Source organism: Rhodococcus ruber (genome assembly GCF_027270735.1).
GTDB lineage: Bacteria > Actinomycetota > Actinomycetes > Mycobacteriales > Mycobacteriaceae > Rhodococcoides > Rhodococcoides rubrum_A.
In genome coordinates this window covers 537,020-555,245 of sequence record NZ_JAPWIJ010000001.1, presented here as the reverse complement: position 1 = coordinate 555,245, position 18,226 = coordinate 537,020, and the positions used below count along the sequence as shown (strand labels likewise).

26 protein-coding genes are annotated in these 18,226 nt (G+C 62.8%); 12 read left to right on the top strand and 14 right to left on the bottom strand.

Annotated features, from left to right (window positions below; genetic code table 11):
• Positions 1-43 precede the first annotated feature (43 nt).
• From O4220_RS02670 to O4220_RS02660, 3 genes are read left to right on the top strand one after another with little or no spacing between them, the layout of a single operon-like run.
• Complete coding sequence (locus tag O4220_RS02670) at positions 44-415, top strand: VOC family protein (RefSeq protein WP_269602011.1); 372 nt, start codon at positions 44-46, stop codon at positions 413-415.
• 48 nt (positions 416-463) lie between these two features.
• On the top strand, positions 464-1,051 hold the full coding sequence (locus O4220_RS02665) for a helix-turn-helix domain-containing protein (protein WP_269602010.1): 588 nt from the start codon (positions 464-466) through the stop codon (positions 1,049-1,051).
• A gap of 8 nt (positions 1,052-1,059) precedes the next feature.
• A complete protein-coding gene (locus O4220_RS02660; RefSeq protein ID WP_269602009.1) occupies positions 1,060-1,272 on the top strand; it encodes a hypothetical protein in 213 nt (70 codons plus the stop codon).
• A 10-nt stretch (positions 1,273-1,282) separates the two neighbouring features.
• Here O4220_RS02660 and O4220_RS02655 read toward each other — a convergent pair whose 3' ends face one another.
• Together O4220_RS02655 and O4220_RS02650 are read right to left on the bottom strand one after the other, a co-directional pair.
• Positions 1,283-1,768 (bottom strand): GNAT family N-acetyltransferase, encoded by a 486-nt coding sequence (locus tag O4220_RS02655; RefSeq protein ID WP_269602008.1) that lies wholly within the window; start codon positions 1,766-1,768, stop codon positions 1,283-1,285.
• Positions 1,768-2,709, bottom strand: a complete 942-nt coding sequence (locus tag O4220_RS02650) for a DUF808 domain-containing protein (RefSeq protein ID WP_269602007.1) — start codon at positions 2,707-2,709, stop codon at positions 1,768-1,770. Before O4220_RS02650 ends, O4220_RS02655 begins: the two co-directional genes overlap by 1 nt.
• A 181-nt stretch (positions 2,710-2,890) precedes the next feature.
• Here O4220_RS02650 and O4220_RS02645 point away from each other — a divergent pair, with 181 nt between their 5' ends.
• Together O4220_RS02645 and O4220_RS02640 are read left to right on the top strand one after the other, a co-directional pair.
• Positions 2,891-3,298 carry a hypothetical protein gene (locus tag O4220_RS02645; protein ID WP_269602006.1) on the top strand — a complete coding sequence of 136 codons (408 nt, stop codon included), beginning with the start codon at positions 2,891-2,893 and terminating at the stop codon, positions 3,296-3,298.
• Positions 3,295-3,492, top strand: coding sequence for a helix-turn-helix transcriptional regulator (locus O4220_RS02640; RefSeq protein ID WP_269602005.1), 198 nt, complete (start codon positions 3,295-3,297; stop codon positions 3,490-3,492). Before O4220_RS02645 ends, O4220_RS02640 begins: the two co-directional genes overlap by 4 nt.
• A 7-nt stretch (positions 3,493-3,499) precedes the next feature.
• Here O4220_RS02640 and O4220_RS02635 read toward each other — a convergent pair whose 3' ends face one another.
• The 6 genes from O4220_RS02635 to O4220_RS02610 form a co-directional block, all read right to left on the bottom strand.
• Positions 3,500-4,474 (bottom strand): glycine betaine ABC transporter substrate-binding protein, encoded by a 975-nt coding sequence (locus O4220_RS02635; protein ID WP_269602004.1) that lies wholly within the window; start codon positions 4,472-4,474, stop codon positions 3,500-3,502.
• A complete protein-coding gene (locus O4220_RS02630) occupies positions 4,471-5,208 on the bottom strand; it encodes an ABC transporter permease (protein ID WP_269602003.1) in 738 nt (245 codons plus the stop codon). The genes O4220_RS02635 and O4220_RS02630 overlap by 4 nt, the downstream gene beginning before the upstream one ends.
• On the bottom strand, positions 5,205-6,413 hold the full coding sequence (locus O4220_RS02625) for an ABC transporter ATP-binding protein (RefSeq protein WP_269602002.1): 1,209 nt from the start codon (positions 6,411-6,413) through the stop codon (positions 5,205-5,207). The genes O4220_RS02630 and O4220_RS02625 overlap by 4 nt, the downstream gene beginning before the upstream one ends.
• Positions 6,410-7,054: an ABC transporter permease gene (locus O4220_RS02620; RefSeq protein WP_269602001.1), complete on the bottom strand. Its 645-nt coding sequence runs from the start codon at positions 7,052-7,054 to the stop codon at positions 6,410-6,412. Before O4220_RS02620 ends, O4220_RS02625 begins: the two co-directional genes overlap by 4 nt.
• Before the next feature lie 174 nt (positions 7,055-7,228).
• The gene (locus tag O4220_RS02615) at positions 7,229-8,455 is read right to left on the bottom strand and encodes a pyridoxal phosphate-dependent aminotransferase (protein ID WP_269602000.1); all 1,227 of its coding nucleotides are present in this window, start codon (positions 8,453-8,455) and stop codon (positions 7,229-7,231) included.
• Positions 8,452-9,393, bottom strand: a complete 942-nt coding sequence (locus O4220_RS02610; protein WP_269601999.1) for a DMT family transporter — start codon at positions 9,391-9,393, stop codon at positions 8,452-8,454. The genes O4220_RS02615 and O4220_RS02610 overlap by 4 nt, the downstream gene beginning before the upstream one ends.
• On the opposite strand from O4220_RS02610, the gene O4220_RS02605 reads away from it, so the two are divergent.
• Entirely contained in the window at positions 9,392-10,786 is a 1,395-nt protein-coding gene (locus tag O4220_RS02605; RefSeq protein WP_269601998.1) for a PLP-dependent aminotransferase family protein, read from the top strand. The two genes, O4220_RS02610 and O4220_RS02605, sit on opposite strands and share 2 nt — an antisense overlap.
• Here the strand turns inward: O4220_RS02605 and O4220_RS02600 are convergent.
• A complete protein-coding gene (locus O4220_RS02600) occupies positions 10,779-11,066 on the bottom strand; it encodes a PLD nuclease N-terminal domain-containing protein (RefSeq protein WP_269601997.1) in 288 nt (95 codons plus the stop codon). The genes O4220_RS02605 and O4220_RS02600 overlap by 8 nt on opposite strands.
• Before the next feature lie 161 nt (positions 11,067-11,227).
• On the opposite strand from O4220_RS02600, the gene O4220_RS02595 reads away from it, so the two are divergent.
• Complete coding sequence (locus tag O4220_RS02595; protein ID WP_269601996.1) at positions 11,228-11,851, top strand: luciferase family protein; 624 nt, start codon at positions 11,228-11,230, stop codon at positions 11,849-11,851.
• Here the strand turns inward: O4220_RS02595 and O4220_RS02590 are convergent.
• Positions 11,835-12,560 (bottom strand): HD domain-containing protein, encoded by a 726-nt coding sequence (locus O4220_RS02590; RefSeq protein ID WP_269601995.1) that lies wholly within the window; start codon positions 12,558-12,560, stop codon positions 11,835-11,837. The two genes, O4220_RS02595 and O4220_RS02590, sit on opposite strands and share 17 nt — an antisense overlap.
• Positions 12,547-13,167, bottom strand: coding sequence for a TetR/AcrR family transcriptional regulator (locus tag O4220_RS02585; RefSeq protein WP_269601994.1), 621 nt, complete (start codon positions 13,165-13,167; stop codon positions 12,547-12,549). The genes O4220_RS02590 and O4220_RS02585 overlap by 14 nt, the downstream gene beginning before the upstream one ends.
• A gap of 56 nt (positions 13,168-13,223) precedes the next feature.
• Here O4220_RS02585 and O4220_RS02580 point away from each other — a divergent pair, with 56 nt between their 5' ends.
• Positions 13,224-13,658, top strand: a complete 435-nt coding sequence (locus O4220_RS02580; RefSeq protein ID WP_269601993.1) for a PaaI family thioesterase — start codon at positions 13,224-13,226, stop codon at positions 13,656-13,658.
• A gap of 39 nt (positions 13,659-13,697) precedes the next feature.
• Entirely contained in the window at positions 13,698-14,159 is a 462-nt protein-coding gene (locus tag O4220_RS02575) for a DUF6194 family protein (protein ID WP_269601992.1), read from the top strand.
• On the opposite strand, the gene O4220_RS02570 is transcribed toward O4220_RS02575, so the two are convergent.
• The 3 genes from O4220_RS02570 to O4220_RS02560 are packed head-to-tail and all read right to left on the bottom strand — an operon-like array spanning position 14,160 to position 16,474.
• Positions 14,160-15,071 (bottom strand): transketolase family protein, encoded by a 912-nt coding sequence (locus O4220_RS02570; protein ID WP_269601990.1) that lies wholly within the window; start codon positions 15,069-15,071, stop codon positions 14,160-14,162. It abuts the gene before it with no gap.
• A complete protein-coding gene (locus tag O4220_RS02565; RefSeq protein ID WP_269601988.1) occupies positions 15,072-15,752 on the bottom strand; it encodes a thiamine pyrophosphate-dependent enzyme in 681 nt (226 codons plus the stop codon).
• Between the two features lie 47 nt (positions 15,753-15,799).
• A complete protein-coding gene (locus O4220_RS02560; RefSeq protein WP_420030301.1) occupies positions 15,800-16,474 on the bottom strand; it encodes a TIGR03086 family metal-binding protein in 675 nt (224 codons plus the stop codon).
• Positions 16,475-16,496: 22 nt separating this feature from the next.
• Here O4220_RS02560 and O4220_RS02555 point away from each other — a divergent pair, with 22 nt between their 5' ends.
• The 3 genes from O4220_RS02555 to O4220_RS02545 all read left to right on the top strand — a co-directional run bounded on the left by O4220_RS02555 (position 16,497) and on the right by O4220_RS02545 (position 18,052).
• Complete coding sequence (locus O4220_RS02555; protein ID WP_269601987.1) at positions 16,497-17,429, top strand: helix-turn-helix transcriptional regulator; 933 nt, start codon at positions 16,497-16,499, stop codon at positions 17,427-17,429.
• Between the two features lie 109 nt (positions 17,430-17,538).
• Positions 17,539-17,679, top strand: a complete 141-nt coding sequence (locus O4220_RS02550; protein WP_269601986.1) for a hypothetical protein — start codon at positions 17,539-17,541, stop codon at positions 17,677-17,679.
• Between the two features lies 1 nt (position 17,680).
• Positions 17,681-18,052: a VOC family protein gene (locus O4220_RS02545; RefSeq protein WP_269601985.1), complete on the top strand. Its 372-nt coding sequence runs from the start codon at positions 17,681-17,683 to the stop codon at positions 18,050-18,052.
• Positions 18,053-18,226: the final 174 nt, after the last annotated feature.

Below are 18,226 nucleotides of genomic sequence, written 5' to 3'. Positions count from 1 at the left end.
TCTTTTACGTCAAGAACTTGACGACAACCCGAGAGGAACCGACATGAACAACACAAACGTCTCCGGCCCCAGCTTTCTCGCCCTGCAGGTACGCGATCTCGAAGCGAGCGCCGACTTCTACGAATCCCGGCTCGGCCTCGTCCGTGCACCCCAGTCCCCACCCGGAGCCGTCGTGTTCACAACCACGCCCATCCCCTTCGCCGTCCGAAATCCCGCCCCCGGCACCGATCTCGACAGCGGGCAGCCCGGCCTCGGGGTTGCGCTGTGGCTCGCGTGCGCAGACGCCGAGGCATTGCACGAAACACTGGTCGCGGCCGATGTCCGGATCCTCACCTCGCCTTTCGACGGACCCTTCGGAAAGACCTTCGTCCTGCAAGATCCGGATGGATACGCCGTTACGGTGCACAGCGGCTAAATCCGAAAGAACTATTGCGAAATATTTCTTTCGGGTTACGGTTGTTGCATGAGCCCCCCACCGCCACCCCGGACGCCGCGCAAGCTGACGGACATGTCCGAGCTGAAGGCGCTGACGCATCCCATTCGGCTGCGCCTGCTCTATGCGTTGCGTGCAAACAAGTCGATGACGGCAACACAGCTCGGCGATCTGGTGGACGAGTCACCCGCCTCGGTGAGCTATCACCTGCGCAAACTCGCCGAGCACGGCTTCGTCAAGGAGGTCGAGAACGGCTCGGACAAGCGCCAGCGTTGGTGGTCGGAGACCAACGAGGAGGGCTTCAGCTGGTCCGAGAACGACTTTTCCGACTCTCCCGAGTCACTGTCGGTTGCCAAGGCGTCCAAGGACTCCTGGTTGGCGCACCAGTGGTCTCGGCTGCGTGATTTCGACCGGACGTCCGAGTCGTGGGGCCACGAGTGGGTGTCGGCGGCGTTCAGCTCCGACGACGTCCTACGGCTCACCGCCGAAGAGACGAAGGAGATGGGCACGGAGATGCGTGCCGTCATCGACAAATGGCGTCGACACGGCGAGAACGCGACCTCGGGGGAGCGTGAGCACGTCATGGTGCTGATGCACGGATTCCCCACTACACCATAGGAGTTGGCATGTATCCGTTCGATCCGCACACGTACCTCTTCATGGCCGAGCAGGATCGCGATCGGCATATGCTTCTGGCCGAGCGCCGCAGACTCGCTGCTGCGCAGAAGCGCCTCCGCCGGGACGAACTCCGCGTTCAGAAGGCGTGGGACGAGTTGACGGCATCGCTCGCCGATGTCTCCGTGTCCGAGCGACGGGTTCTCGAGCTGGCTCGACGCTGATGAAAGCCGTTCAGAAGAGGTGCTTTTCGAGCCAGACCTCGGCGTAGGGTTCGCTGTTGAATGCAGGGACGTCGACATAGCCGAGCCGCGAGTACAAGCGGCGGGCCTCGACCAGATCGGCTCGGGTATCGAGTCGGATTCTGCTGCGGCCGGACTCTCGAACAATATTCTCGATGTGCCCGATCAACGATGCGCCGACGCCACCCCTCCGGCCGATCGGATCCACGAAGACACGCGTCAATTCAGCGATGTCGTCGGAGATGAAACGTGCTCCACCGCAACCGACGAGGAACTGCTCCGCATACGCCACTACGAACGTGCCCGAATCCCCGGCAAGGTCGTCGCTCGGCTCGTCGACCATGACTCGGAGCACTTCCTCATCGGACGCCTCTCGACCGTAGAAGCGCCCGACGATATCGACGTTGTAGCGACGCAGAATGTCGATCGCTGGTTCCGACGACGGATCGACAACGGCGAACGACGCAGCAACGGGCACTACTTCGCGGCAGCCCGCTTGGCGAGCGCCTTGGAAATTCCCAACTGCGCGACCACGATGATGGCGCCCACGATCGCACCGATGACCGCCGAGGCGAGGGTGTTGACGATCCACGCCAGCACTCCGCCGATTCCTGCCACGCCGCGCACCGCTTCTTCGCCGTGGTGCACGAGTTCGTAGATGGGATGGAATCCGAGTTCGTCGATACCGACGAGCAGGATGTGTCCGCCGACCCACAGCATCGCTGCGGTACCGACGACCGAGAGCACCGACATGACCTTGGGCATGCCCTTGACCAGGCCTCGGCCGAACTTCTCGATGAACCCCGTCGAGCCGTCGGCCAATTTCAGACCGATGTCGTCCATCTTCACGATCAGCGCTACGACGCCGTAGACGACGAACGTGATGACCACCGCCACAACGGCCAGGATGATCAGCCGACTCCAGAAGCCCTCTGCAGCAATGGTGTCCAACGCGATGACCATGATCTCGGCCGACAGAATGAGATCGGTACGCACGGCACCGGAGACAACAGTGTCTTCGTCGCGCGGTTCGTCCTCGGCAGCCTCGTGATGCTCTCCGTGGCCGAACAGCGCACCCCAGATCTTGTGCGCGGCCTCGTAGCTGAGGTAACAACCACCGAGCATCAGAATCGGCGTCAACAACCACGGTAGGAACTGACTCAACAACAGAGCGATCGGCAGAATGATCAGCAGCTTGTTGCGAAGCGAGCCGACAGCGATGCGCTTGATGATGGGGAGTTCACGTTCGGCCGCGAGACCACGAACGTATTGCGGCGTCACCGCTGCGTCGTCGATCACGACGCCTGCCGCCTTGGCTGTCGCCTTGCCGGTAGCCGCACCGACATCGTCGATGGATGCCGCGGCCAAACGAGCCAGCGCTGCCACGTCGTCGAGCAGAGCTACGAGTCCGCCTGCCATCACAGACCTCCGAGTGAAGACGAATACACGGTCAGGCTCCTAGGGCTGAGTACGACGCCGAAATCCGGCGATCCACGTTCTCGAACCATACCGCCAGCAGCTCGTCATGGCCCACACATCGGCCAGCGATGTATGGTTTCCTATACGTATAGCGAGCTATACCTACGAACGGAGCATTCACGTGACACTCAGATGGATATCGGTCGGCACCGTCGGTCTCGCCACCGCCTCGGCGACGGCATTGCTGGCCTGGCTGGTCTCACCCGTCGCCCCAGGGGTCGCGGCGGTGGTGTTCGGATTCACCGCCCTCCCTTTCGGGGCAATGCTGGGTTGGATACTGATCATCGCACCGGTCAGTGCCGACCAGACCTACACGTCGGATGACAGCATCGAAAGCCATTGGACAACAGCGGCGTCGAGCGGCACCGCCACCGATCTTGTGACCGTCCTCGGCCTGACTCTGGCGGTGGTGGCCATCACCCGCGTCGATCCCCCGGCCACTCTGCTGCTGACGGGCCTGTTGCTGGCTGCGTTCGCATCGTTCACCGCGCGGTACGCGTTCGCGCGGTACCGCGCCTTGTCCGAGTGAAGAACAGTGTTCGACGGCGTCGCACCGAAAAGGGTTGGTCTCAGCACGAACTGGCCGAACGCATCGACGTCACCCGCCTGACGATCATCTCCATCGAAAAGGAGAGATTCGACCCGAGCCTGCCCGTCGCCTTCCGCCTCGCAGCGGCCTTCGACTGCACCATCGAGGATTTGTTCGAACCGGATCCGAGCTGACGTGAGGTCAGTTCACGAGCCCCTCGCTCTGCAGCCACTCGTACGCAACATCCGACGGGTCCTCACCCTCGATGTCGACCCGCCCGTTCAGCTCCTGCATCAGATCGTCGGTCAAGCGTTCCGACACCACCGCAAGTAGATCGGCGATCTGGGGGTACTGCTCCAGGATCGCGTTGCGTACCACAGCGGTGCCACTGTACGGCAGGAAGAATGCGCGATCATCCTGCAGCACAGTCAAATTCAGGTTCTTTATCCGACCGTCGGTGGTATAAACCATACCGAAGTTGCAGGGCGAACTGTCTGCGGTCGAGGTGTACACGACACCGGCGTCCATGCGGGTGACGTTGCTGGACGGTACTCCGCCCGGCGCGTTCAGTCCGATCCCGTACGTGTCGAGCATCGGACCGAAACCATCCGAGCGAGAGAAGAATTCGTCGTCGACGCAGAATGTTCGGTCGGCTTCGGGGAGCTTCGCGACATCGGACAGAGTGGTGACGCCGAGTCGCTCGGCGGTGGCGGAAGATGCCGCGAATGCGTACGTGTCGTTGAAGTTGGCCGGAGGTAGCCAATCGAGGTCGTACTCACTCTTCTCGATGTCACGAACGCGCTCCCACAGCTCCTGCGGATCGCTGATCGTCTCGGTCTGGCTGTGGTAATTGACCCAGCCCGTGCCGGTGTACTCCCACAATATGTCGGCGTCGCCGTTGAGCTGAGCCTGTCTCGACGACGCCGACCCCGGTGCACCCGTCAAGTCGGTCACCTTCGCGCCCGCGGCGGCAAGGTATGTGGCCGTGATCTTCCCGAGGAGCACGCCCTCGGTGAAACTCTTGCTCGTCACCACCAGCGACGCGCCGTCGAGCGGCCGCGCGCCGTCCGCCAGCGTGGTGCTCTCGAACGTTCCCGACGAGCTCACCAGACCGCAGCTCGCAATCGACCCGGCGAGCGCCACAGCTCCAGCGGCGGCAAACAGACGGCGAATCATGCCACTCCCTTTGGGGTCGCGAACAATTCGACCACACGGCCGAGCCAGTCGATGATCAGTGCCAGCAGTGCAACGAGAACGGCACCGGAGATGAGCAGCTTCGGCAGGAAGAGCGTCGTGCCGGTCGTGATGAGCGTTCCGAGGCTGGACGCTCCGATGAACGTGCTCAACGTGGCGGTTCCGACCAGGATGACCAGCGCTGTGCGCACGCCGTTGAGGATCACCGGCACCGCCAGGGGAAGTTCCACCTGCACCAGGGTGCGGATCCCGGAGAACCCGATTCCGCGGGCCGCCTCGATCGTTCGCTGATCGACCTGCTGTATCCCGACGATCGTGTTCTGGAGAATCGGCAGAATTGCATAGACGACCAAACCCACTACAGCGGTACGGAACCCGGTTCCGAGCCACATCGTCAGCAGCACGATCAGACCCACGGCCGGCGCGGCCTGACCGATGTTGGCGAAGTTGACGGCCACCGGCCGGAAATTCTTCGCTCTGTCGCGAGTGAGCAGGATGCCCAACGGTATTGCGATGACGACCACGATCACCGTCGCCGTCAACGTCAGAACGATGTGATCGACGATCGTGGTCTTCAGGTTGTCCCAGCCGAGCGATGCCTGTTCGGTGGTGGTCAGTGTGGTCGATCGGTACCACAGGATGTAGCCGAGTCCGAGTACCACGATGAGGAGCGGCTCGAACCACACGTCCAACGGGGCACGGCGTAGTCGATTCACGTTGCTGCGCCTTCGGTATGAGCCGAGTACGTCACGTGGCCGTCACCGGATCGAGCCTCCGATAGCTGGCCCCTGATGACGGCCATGACGGTGGCAATGGTCAACGCGCCGGTCACGGCACCTCGGCCGTCGGTGACGAGTACGCCACCCTGACTGGCCGCCAGCATCGAATCCAGAGCGTCGTTGAGCGTCGACGACGGTGCAACACTGGGCAAACGCGCGTCGACGTAGTCGGTGATGTGGTCCTTGGTGGCCACTTCGTCCAGAGACGGCCAGGCGCGGGGGCGGCCGTGCTCGTCGATGACGACGATCCAGGTGGCCCCCTGCGCTCGGGCGCGCGCGATGACCTCCTGCGAGCTGTCGCCGACCTCGGCCGTCACCACCGAATCGTGTTCCACGTCTTTGACCCTGGACAACGTCAGATGCGCAAGAGTTGCTCCGGAGCCGATGAACTCCTCGACGAACGGGCTGGCCGGCTTGGCCAGAATTTCTTCCGGAGTCGCGTACTGCTCGATGTGACCACCCTCGGAGAGAATCAGCACCTTGTCGCCCAGCTTCGTCGCCTCCTCGAAATCGTGAGTGACGATGACGATCGTCTTCGCGAGCTCGTGCTGGATGGCAATCAGACTGTCCTGCAAACGTACCCGGGTGATGGGATCCACTGCGCCGAAAGGCTCGTCCATCAACAGCACCGGCGGATCGGCGGCGAGCGCCCGCGCCACACCCACACGCTGTTGCTGCCCGCCGGACATGTCCTTGGGCAAACGGTCGCGGAAGTCCGCAACGTCGAGTCCTACGAGATCGAGCAGATAGTCGGTTCTCTCCTCGATCTTCTTCGCGTCCCAACCCAGGACGCGCGGGATGGCTCCGATGTTCTTGGCGACCGTCCAGTGTGGGAAGAGCCCGCCGGACTGAATGACGTACCCGATGGATTGGCGAAGCTTGTCCGGATCCTCGCCCGTCACGTCACGGTCGCCGATGAAGATACGGCCCTCGGTCGGTTCGATCAGTCGGTTGATCATCTTGAGCGTCGTCGTCTTACCGCAACCGGAGGGTCCCACGAACGCCACGATATGGCCGGCCTCGATCTCGAGGTCGATCTTCTGGACTGCCGGTTTGTTCTGGCCCTTGTACTGCTTGACCACACCGTCGAGTCGGATGGAGGCACCGGTGACCGTCGGTCCGCCGGTCGTGTTGTCCGTCATGACAATCCCTTCGAGATGGTGAGGCGCCCGAGGAGGACGAGCAGGGCGTCGAACACCAATGCGATGACGACGATGAGAACTGTTCCGGTCACTGCCATCTCGACGGAGTTGGTTCCACCCAGTCTCGACAGACCGTTGAAGATCAGCGAGCCGAGCCCTGGACCGAGGACATAGGCGACGATGGCGGCGACACCGACGACCATCTGCGTGGACACTCGTATGCCGGTGAGGATGACCGGCCACGCCATCGGTAGCGAAACCGAGACCAGAATCCTGCTGCGGGACAGCCCGATTCCCTTGGCCGACTCGATCACGGTGTCGGGGACACCACGCAGTCCGACGATGGCGTTTCCGATGACGGGCATGGCTGCGAAGAACGCGAGCATGATGAACGACGGCACCACGCCCAGTCCGAACGGGACGATGAGCAACGCCAGCAACGCCAGAGAGGGAATGGTCAACGCCACTCGGCTGGTCGTGAGCGTCAAGGCCGAGAACAGTGGTAGCCGATGCACGGCGATGGCCACAGCCACCGCGACGACGGTACCCACCAACACCGTCTGAAAAGCCAGCGACGCATGTTGATAGGTCAGGAACGCGAGGTTTTCACCTCGCCCCTGTAGGTAGCCCCATAGATCCACGAATTCCCTCTCGCCCGGCAGATCGGACGACGAGCGTAACCCGCATTTCCCCGGCCCTCCGGGGAAATAGGTCAGCACCGAAGACTGTGCAGGAGAGCAATATGCGGGTTTATCTGCACGAATACTTCGTCGTCGAATGCCCAACTGGACTTAAAATCATCTCGAGCAAAAGTCTCACTGCGAGTACGAGCTCATGAAGTTGCCGAGGCGTTCGAGCGCCGTCGCGAGATCGTCGACGTTGGGCAGCGTGACGAGTCGGAAGTGATCGGGCACATCCCAATTGAAGGCACGGCCGTGACTGACGAGGATCTTCTCCGACTCGAGGAGGTCGAGCACGAACTTCTCGTCGTCGACGATCCCGAAGCGTTCGGTGTCGAGTTTCGGGAACATGTACAGCGCGCCCGCTGCCTGCACGCAGCTGATTCCATCGATGGAATTGAGCAGGCGATGCGCGAGGTCACGTTGCGCGGTCAGCCTCCCCGCCGGAAGAAGGAGATCCTCGATCGACTGCCTGCCGCCGAGCGCAGTCTGTATTGCGTGCTGTGCCGGTACGTTCGCGCACATCCGCATGTTGGACAGCAGGGTGATGCCCTCGATGAAACTCGCTGCGCGTCGACGCGGCCCGGTGACCGCCAACCATCCGGCCCGAAATCCACACACCCGGTACGCCTTCGAGAGGCCCGAATACGTCAAGCACAGAACATCTTTGCCGGTCAGAGTAGCGAGATTGATCATCTCCACACCGTCGTAGACGATCTTCTCGTAGATCTCGTCGGCGAGCAGTATCAAGTCGTGCTCACGTGCCAGTTCGACGAACCGCTGGAGTGCCTCGCGTGGATACACCGCCCCCGTCGGGTTGTTCGGATTGATCACCACGATCGCGCGGGTGCGAGGGGTGATCTTGGCTTCGAGATCCTCGAAGTCCGGGGCCCAGTCCTGACTCTCGTCGGCCAGGTAGTGGACGGGTGTGCCACCGGCGAGCGCCACCGATCCCGTCCACAGGGGGTAATCGGGCGAGGGGATCAGAATCTCGTCCTCCGGATTGCAGAGGGCCTGCATCGTCATCGTGATCAGCTCCGATACCCCGTTGCCGAGGTAGACGTTGCCGACGTCGAGATCCAGATCGGTCAATCCCTTGGTCTGGTAGTACTGCACCACCGCGGTGCGGGCGGAGAACAGACCTCTGGAATCCGAGTAGCCCTGTGCGGTAGGCAGATTTCGGATCATGGCCATCATGATCTCGTCCGGTGCCTCGAACCCGAAGGGGGCAGGATTGCCGACGTTGAGACGCAGGATGGTGTGTCCCTGCTCCTCGAGCTCCTCGGTCTTGTCCAGAATGCGTCCGCGAATGTCGTAGCGAACATTCTCGAGCTTGCGCGCCTGATCGATCGATTTCGTCATGCCGAAAGTTCCTCCTGTCGAACGGACGGCGACATCCGGGTCCGGACCGCCACTGTTGCACATGCGATGACCGCTGCTCCACCCCCGACCACCGGCCACGTCAACCCCTCGCGCAGGATGATCGCGGCCCAGCAGATGGTGAGCACCGGTTGGATCAGCTGAATCTGGCTCACGCTGGACATGGGGCCGATGGCCAGCCCCCAATACCAGGCGAAGAACCCGAGGTACATGCTCACCACCGCCAGGTAGGCGAACGATGCCCACTCGGGTACACCTGCGGTCGACGGCTGTTCCCACCACGAGAAAGCGGCCAACGCACCGGTCACCGGAATGCTCACCACCAGGGCCCATGACACCGTTTGCCAGGCCCCGAGTTCGCGGGCCAACAAGCCCCCTTCGGCGTAGCCCACCGCCGCTGCGACAACCGCCCCGAGGAGCAACAGGTCCGACCACCCGAGCCCGGTCAGCCGTCCGCCCTGAACGGCCGCAAATCCGATCGCGACGGCAGCTCCCATGGCTGCGACAAGCCAGAACATCGGCCGGACGCGTTGCCGTTCTCGCACTACCGCGACAACGGCGGTGGCCGCCGGGAGCAGTGCGATGACGACGGCGCTGTGACCGGCCGATGCCGTGGTGAGGGCATACGAGGTGAGTACCGGAAAGCCGATGACGACACCGGCCGCGATCACGGCCAGACGACCCCACTGCCCACCCTGGGGGAGCCGTTGTCTAGTCGCGGCCAGCGCAACTGCCGCCAATGCGGCGGCGAACACGGCGCGCCCGGTACCGACGAAGAGCGGTGGCAGGCCGCCGGTGACGGCGATGCTAGTGAGCGGAACCGTGAACGAGAATGCAGTGACGCCTGCCAAGCCCCATAACAATCCGGCGCGCGATAGCGGGCTCGCACCAGAACGAGTAGCGCTACTATGCTGTGTCATGTCCGACGATAGCAGTTCACGGATTGTGGACGCATTGAAGCAGTGGATCGCGACCGCGCCCCCCGAGGCAAGGCTGCCGTCCACCCGCGCCCTCGTGGCCCAGCATTCGGCCAGTCCGGTCACGGTGCAGAAGGCACTGCGCACCCTCACCGCGCAAGGCGTCATCGAAAGCCGCCCTGGTGTGGGCACATTCGTCAGAACCGTTCGCACGGCCCGGCCCAACGACTACGGGTGGCAGACAGCGGCGCTGGGTGCGCCGGGCAACCGACTGCAACTTCCAGCTGCTCTCCAGTCCACGTCGAGCGATGTGATCGCACTGCATTCGGGCTATCCGGCTCGGGAGTTGTTGCCGGAACGGCTCGTTCACGCTGCATTCACTCGCGCATCCCGTACCGACGCAGTGATAGCTCGGCCCCCGACCGCCGGACTGCCCGAATTGCGGGCATGGTTCGCCGCGGAGTTGGGGGCATCGACGCCGGTGGGCGTCACTCCGCCGTCGGCGAGCGATGTCGTCATCATTCCCGGCAGCCAGACCGGCCTCAGTACCGCATTCCGGGCGCTCGTTGGTGCGGGCCGTCCGCTACTGATGGAATCGCCGACATATTGGGGGGCAATTCTCGCTGCCACCCAGGCGGGCGTCCGCGTTGTACCGGTCCCCAGCGGAGTGCACGGTCCTGACCCCGATGCGCTGGCACAGGCGTTCGCGCGCACCGGCTCTCGGGCGTTCTATGCCCAACCCACGTTTGCCAGCCCGACCGGAGCCCACTGGTCGCCTGCGCTCGCCGAGCAGGTTCTCGACACTGTTCGACGGCACGGCGCATTCCTGATCGAGGACGACTCGGCCCACGATTTCGGCATCACCGCCGAGCCGAATCCATTGGCTGCACGGGACGACGCCGGGCATGTGGTCTACCTACGATCGCTCACCAAGACGGTGTCGCCGTCGGTTAGATTGGCAGGCTTGATCGCTCGCGGCCCCGCACACGAGCGAATCCTCGCCGACACCGGTGCCGAGTCGATGTACGTCAGCGGGATCCTCCAAGCAGTCGCGCTGGATGTGGTGACGCAACCCGCGTGGCGTACCCACCTCCGGCATCTGCGTACACAGTTGGCTTCTCGTCGGGACTTGTTGGCAAACAGCCTGATCGAGTACGCACCTCGCGGCCATCTCGATGCCGTGCCGCGCGGTGGGCTCAATCTGTGGATGCGCCTGCGCGATGACGTCGATCTGGAACATATTGTGCAGCAATGTAAATCCGCCGGTGTGATCGTCGGTGCCGGAAGCGACTACTTTCCGGCCGAACCCACCGGCAAGTACCTTCGACTCAATTACGCCGGGCCAAACCCCGGCGAGTTTCCCGATGCTGCCCGCACGATCGGTTCCATCATCTGAGGCTGTGTGAAACATCCACGGCGAAAGTCGACTTACGACCCCACACGAACCAGACCAGGGGACCGAGGAAGGGGAACGCCAGTACGACGAAGATCCACACTGCCCGACCGGCGACGGTGTAGTTGGGGGAACGAATGATGCTGACCAGCGCGGCGATGAACAAGAACACCGCACCGAAGGTCAATACCAGAGCGATCACCAGGCCCAGGGTTCCCAATCCCACACCGAGCACCTGCTCGGTGGTCGACGGTTGCTGAGAGAGAATAGTTGCGACCTGCATGACGGCCCCTTCGTGTTCGATGTTCGTTGACCGGATCAACGCTACGAGTCGGGGTTCGTCTGCACATCGGTCTGCGTGGGTATCTCGCTGTACATCCGACGATGTACACGACCCTGACGAACAGCAACCTGCTGGATCGAGCCAGCAGCTAGATTGTCCCGGTGCAGAAGGTCAAGAACGACTACACCGCGTGGATGGAACTGGGGCCGGGAGGACTTCCCGCCAATATCGGTGGCTGGCTGATCACCACCGCCCTGAGACCGTTTGCGCGACGCGACCCACTTCGTGTCGACGGTACATCCGGTACCGGTCTGCACTGGCCGCTCGAACACCGCCCTGGACCGCGGCCGTCGATCGCGCCGTACCCGATTCCCCATCGCCAGCTCACCGATCGGGGTACCCGAGCCCTGATCGAGCGGTTGACTGCTGCCGTCGCCGCCGAGGCGCTGTCAGATCGGCCGTTTCATCTGGAGCGCAGTCGATTCGAGCGTAGAGGCGATGCGTTGTATCTATCCGATCTCAGGTCTGCTTCGCCCTGGATCTCCCGAACCAACGGCGAAATTGTGCATGTACACGAAACCGAAGGTTCGTTGCACGTTGTACTGCAACCGGACGATGCGCAGACCGTCATATCCGCGGGATGGGGCGAACTACACCCGCTGGCAGGACGTCCCGTGCTCGGACTACCCGAGAACTACGTCTTCCTGTACGCACCGAGAGATTCCGACGACGCCGATCGAATCGAACAGATCATCCAGCGCGCGACAGCTACTTCGACGATATGACCATGCGCTCCAGGGGATTCGCCTTCATCGCCGGGTACATTCCTGCACGCCACAACGTCGCCGCTGTCGACCTCGGTCGCCTTCTCGATTCGACCTTCATCCTGGATGCGAAGTCTGGGACGAAACCTTCTCGCGTACAGCTGGATTCGATGACATCGATGCAGTGCGGATCGAGATCGCGAATCCGGCGGCCACTGACATCCAGGTGTGCCGCATCGTGAAGCAGCGCCGCCTCCGATCCCTCCGGTGTCGCGACGTCCATGTGCCGGGCTATCGCCTCGTGGACGATCTGGGCCGTTCGATCGTCGCCTTCGTGTCGGCGGACGAACTTTTCGGCTCGCTCGGCACCGATCAGTGCAAAGCATCCAGCCACCTGGTTCTGTTCTGCGCCGAGAGCTACGTCATGCAACAGGCACGCGATGTACAGCGCCTCAGAATCCGGCCGCAGACCATCGATGTCCGCAAATGCCGAGGCGTACTGCCAGCACCGCACGCTGTGCATCAACACGGGCTCACTCAGACACTCCCTCGCCTCCTCGAGTGCGTCCCGGCACAGTCGCGAATCCGGAGCATCGACTGTGTGCCATGCAGCACCCGACGAACGTCGCCGAGGACCGAGCACGGTACCGGGCAACATCGCGAGTTGTTCTCGCACAGCCGCTCCCACGATTCGCGCACGACGGCCTACGCTCAGTTCACCGTGTTTCATCGGGCACCCCTTTCAAGTGGCGGAGCACGTCCGCCCGCGTGATCGCGAGCATCGCGTCGAGCATGGATCGATCGACGATGCGTCGTTGATGCAGTGACACTGCGCCGTTCATTGCCGCCCAGGCATTCAGAACCAACGCATGGGGGACGACGTCGGCACCGGCGCCCACCACTGCACGCGTCACCGAATCGATGAGTTCACCGAGTGCAGTGTCGATCTTCTTCTTCGCCTCACCGACCGACACGGACTCGGACTTGTCCACATCCGTCAGTGCCAGCAGCCGCAGCGCCAGTGGATTGTCTCGGTGGAACTCGATGTATCGGTCGAGGAACTCGGCAACGATGTTCGCAGATTCGACTGCATCGGTGGGGGCAGTCATCTGCTCAGCGTGACTCTGGGCGGTTCGCCATGCCAAAGCGGCATAGACATCCACCTTGCCGGCAGGGAAGTTTGCGTAGATCGAGCTCACCGCCACATCGGCTGCGGTGGCGAGCATCTCGATCGTCGTTCCCCGATATCCGTGGCGCAGGAAAAGCGAGCGGGCGCCGTCGAGCACCGCAGTGTGCGTTCGACGCTTCCGCTTGTCACTGGGGGTATCCAAGACCATGCACTTATCGTAGTCTGATTCCGATAACGGAATCAAATTCGGATAGAGGAGACGATATGGCAACCGAGAATGTACAGCTGCCGGACAGCGGTAGCGCGGCAATGGTCCAGTTTCTGCCGCAGTCACCGTTCGTGCAGCAGCTGGGCATCGAGCTGGTCGACATCGACGAGGGCACTGCTCGACTGCGGCTGCCGTACCGCGACGAGCTGTCCACCGTCGGCCAGATGCTGCACGGTGGCGTGATCGCCGGCTGCATCGACATCGGAATCATGACCGCAGCATGGGCCGGATCCGAAGTGCCCGAGAAGCTTCGGGGCGTCACGGTCTCCATGTCCGTGCAGTTCATGGAGCCGGTATATGCCGAGGGTGTCGATATCGTCGGCACTCGGATGCATGCGGGTCGGAGCCTGAAGACGTGTCGAGTCGACATCGTCGGGACCGAATCCGGTCGCCTCGTCGCAACCGGTACGGGAACCTACAAAGTTGGCTGAACTCTGGGCATAGACCGCAGAACATGTGACCATCGATGCATGACACTCGATGACATCGTGAATCTGGTCGGCAGCTTCGACGGCACGTTGGCGCAGCGGCCTCGGGAGGGTGATGGGACTCCGAAACTCGCCTGGGGCGATGTGTTCTTCTACTACTCGCCGGATGGGACCGTTCCGACGTCCACCCAGCCGTTCGCAACCATCGTGACGAAGAACTATCCGGGTGACGAGTTGTCCCGCCTGGACCGTGCCGGCGCGTTCCGCGTCAATGTCGTTGCGGGAAAGCAGGATTTCGAGCGACTCCTGGGAGTGCCCCCACGCGAAGCAGCTCACGCACCCCAGGCCGACACCGACGACACCCTCGCCGCCCACCCTCACTACGGCACTGCGGGCTGGTTGTCGGTGGTCAACCCGTATTCGCAGACCGAATCCCCGATCGGGGAGCTCCTCGAGTCTGCTCACAGCGTCGCCAAGTCCAGGTACGAGCGCCGCCAACACTGATCACTCGAAGAAGTCGTCCATCGACCGGGACAGCCCCTCGATGTCGAGGCCGTTGGCTCGGTCGTGTTGGGCCACCGTTCCATACTTTCTACGCTCTCCTGCTTCCACTCCGACTCCCGACACTCGATGCCGCACATCCGATAGTGCCCGATCGATGTGGAACACAGACGTTCCCGCGAGATAGGGCTCGACGATCATGACGTCCGGCGCAGCAAGCGTTTCTCGGAGAGTCGTTCCGTCGAAGGGCCTGATCGTCGATGCGTGCAGCACAGTCACGTCACGTCCACGGGCCGCGGCCAGGACCCGGTCCGTCATCGGACCGACGGAGATCACAGTGCCGGAATTACCCTGTTGCAGAACGGTCATCGAACCTCCGGGTCGGCCGTACGAGCGATTGTTCGAGACGCCGTCGAGCCTGATGTAGACGCGATCGTCGGATGCAGCGGCACTGCGCAGCATCCATTCGACCTCGTTGACGTGCCCGGGCACGTGCACCGTCCACCCGTCCAGGGTGTCGAGAAGCGCGACATCGCGTTGGCCGAAGTGCGTCTCACCGCCCTGTGGCCACCCGTAGGAGCCGCCCGAGCTGACCAGGATCGCGCCGACATCCTGATGTCCCAGATCGAGTTTCACCTGCTCGAAGGGCCGCTCGATCAGAAACGGTGGGAAAGTGTGCACGATCGGACGCAAGCCCGCAAGCGCCATACCTCCTGCGACACCGATCATCGCCTGCTCTCGAATACCCACGTTGACCACACGAGATCGGATGTCAGGAGTGAGGTGCGGTTCGAGATAGGCGGCACCGATCTCGGCCAACACCAACATGATTCGCTCGTCCTGTGCCAACAGCTCCGGCACCAGTCGGTAGAAGGATTCGCGTTGATCCGCGGTCCTGTTCAGCGTCGACGTCATTCAGTTCTCCTTCTTCTCCACGTGGGCGACCACCACGTGCGGTCGGTTGCCGCGATCGACGCGAAACGCCTGCCGGAGTGCACTGTGGTCTCGACCGTCGACGTCGGAGGTGGACCACCCCTCGACGGCGAAGCGCGACGCGATTCCGCCGGGCCAACCCAGACCAGCCGAATCGTTGTCGATCACCACGGTGGTCAGGTTACCCAGCTGCGATCGGCCGGCGAATTGGATGGCTTCCATGTTGCTGCCCTCGTCGAGCTCGGCGTCACCGATCAGTACGAACACCCGGGCCTGGCTTCGCCGAATCTGCAGCGCTACAGCAGTTCCGGCTGCCAATGCCAAACCATGACCGAGCGATCCCGATCCGATGTCGACCCCGGGAATCAGAGTGCGGTCCGGATGATTGCCCAGCGGTGAGTGGTAGCCGCCGAACGACGCAAGCTCGTTCGGCGTCAGAAAGCCCCGTGCTGCGAGCACTGCGTAGTACGCCATCGGGCCGTGCCCCTTGGAGAGATAGAACCTGTCGCGATCGGGATCGTCCGGCTGCGCCGCGTCGAGACGAAGAATGTCGGAGTACAGCACCCACAGCACGTCCAGCGTGGATGTGGCGCTGGCACCGTGCTTTTCGTCGCCGGTCATCAGCGTCATGAGTCGAGGCAACTCGTCGAAGGTCATCTGCATGAGACCACCCTGCAACCTCGAGTGCACTCGAGGTCAAGGGCGTCGTTCTACACCCAGCCGTCCGACGACCGTCCCGCGAAATTCGCCAGGCGTTCCAACGGCCCTGCTTCGGAACGGGGTTCCACGATGGGCCCGAACGGGACTCCCGGAACCCGACTCTCCGCCGGCAGCAGTTCTCGAAGTTCCACGGCGACCGGATCGACGATCGCGGGATCGGCCTGGGCCGGTTGACCCGTTGCAACGGCAAGATCCCATCCGTGCACGAGTAACTCCCGCGCATAGCCCCACACAGCCGATCGCCCTGGGACTTCACCCCACGGAACGACGACCGGGGCGTCGAGCGCCGCGTCGTCGGCCCAGGCCGCGCGCGCCTGCTCCACCAGAGCATCGAACGATGCGGCGTCGTGATCAGGAGAGAACGGCGAGACCGAGTCCGGGCTCCCGAGTTCGGCGATCGCAATCAGTCTGGCCACCGTTGCCACGAGGTGACCGGCCAGCGTCCGTACATCGAATTCGTCGCACGGGGTGGGGAGGTCCAGTTGATCGGCGCGCACCGCACCGATAAGACCGCTCACCCATGCGGCGGACGTGAAGTACACCTCGCGCGGATCCGTCTGCTGCGTGGTCTCGATGGTGTTCATTGCTGAGCCTTCCGTTTCGCGGCCGCCCGTTGTGGCCTGCTGAGTAGAAGTAGATCGGGTGAACATGACATCTTCTGTCATGTTTTGATGAGAGACTTTTCGGGTGCGCGCAGACCGGCTGTTGTCCATCGTCATGCTGCTCCAACATCGGGGCAGACTGAACGCTGCCGACATCGCCGCCCAGCTCGAAGTGTCCACGCGCACCGTATTGCGTGACATCGAAGCCTTGTCCTCGGCGGGCATTCCGGTCTACACCGATCGCGGTCGCGGTGGTGGCATCAGTCTGCTGCAGGGCTATCGCACCGAGCTGACCGGTCTGACGGCCGCCGAGGCGACGGCACTGCTCGCATCCGGCGCGGGACGCGTCGCCACCCCGGCATTCGCCAGCGCCATGCGTAAGGTGATCGCCGCGATACCCGACGCTCACCGAGCGGCGGCAAGCACTGCGTCACAACGAATCCTGGTGCGGCCAGATGGTTTCGCGTATCCCCACGAGTCCGAGGTCCATCTACCGGAATTGCAACGTGTCGTCATCGACGGTCTGCGCATACGGGTGTCGTATCGCAACCGCGGCGGTGAGTTGTCCGATCGCACCCTCGACCCTGTCGGGCTCGTTTATGCCGGCGATCATTGGTACCTGCTCGCCGCCCGAGAGGGAAACGAACGTGTCTATCGAATATCCCGCATAGATACCCTGACCGTCCTCGACGAGCCTGCCCATCGCAGCGCCGCCGTGGATCTGGAAGCGGCCTTCACGGCACATTGGACCTCCTTTCGCGCAAGTTTGGCCCATATCGAAATCACCTGCCTGGTGGATGAATCGGTATGGATCTCGTTGACGAGGAACGTCGTCCGAGTGATCAGCGACCGAGTACAGGACGACGGACGACGCCTCGCAGTCATCGAGTTCTCCGGCCACAATCACGCTGTGGGAGCCCTGTGGCAGTGCGCGCCTGCGGTAACAGTGCTGCAGCCGAGAGCAATTCGAGACGAGCTGGCCGAACGAGCGGCGGCAACGGCGCGGTTGTACAGCTGACTTCGCGGCGAGGTTCGTGGTCGCAGAGTGCATGACCAGGTCATTACCATTGCGAATAATCTTATTATTTCGTAGGGTGGACGCGACTCCGAACAGGCGGGACGACGCTATGGCTTTCAATCCACCCCGAACGTGGTTCGGCCCGAAACGGTACGGCTGGGGACTCAGCCCGCACACCTGGGAGGGCTGGCTCCTCCTGGCCATCTTCGTGATTGTCGTCGTCACGCTGGGAGCCACCGTATTCTCGTGACATGCCGCGCCCATACCTCGACGTAGCAGGAATATCCATCGACTGCTCCGGGCCGCGGGAGCTCGCTCGCTTCTACCTCGCGCTAGTCGGCGGAGAGCTGTTGTGGGAGAACACGTCGAGCTCGGGGATTCGCACGCAGTCGGGTCTGAACATCGTTGCGCAGAAGGTGGCGAACTACGCTCCGCCAGTATGGCCATCGGCGTCCATCGTGCACTTCGATCTCGATGCGGGAGTGAGCCTCGACGAATCCATCGCTTATGCAGTCGAATGTGGGGCAACAGAAGCAGCGGAGCAACCGGACCCGCGGTGGCGGGTTCTCCTCGACCCCGCCGGGCATCCCTTCTGCATCACCACAGAGGTGTACGACGGTTGAGGCGATTCTGAGGTGGGCGAATCCGCTGAGGTTGATCTGAGTCTCGACGACATTCGGCACGTGACGGTGTTCGCAGCTACCGGATCGAATGGATCCGCACACAAGCCGATGCAACATTCCGGTCGGTCCTTGGACGGTTTCCACCACCGGTCGCAGGGCGCACCACGTTCGGCA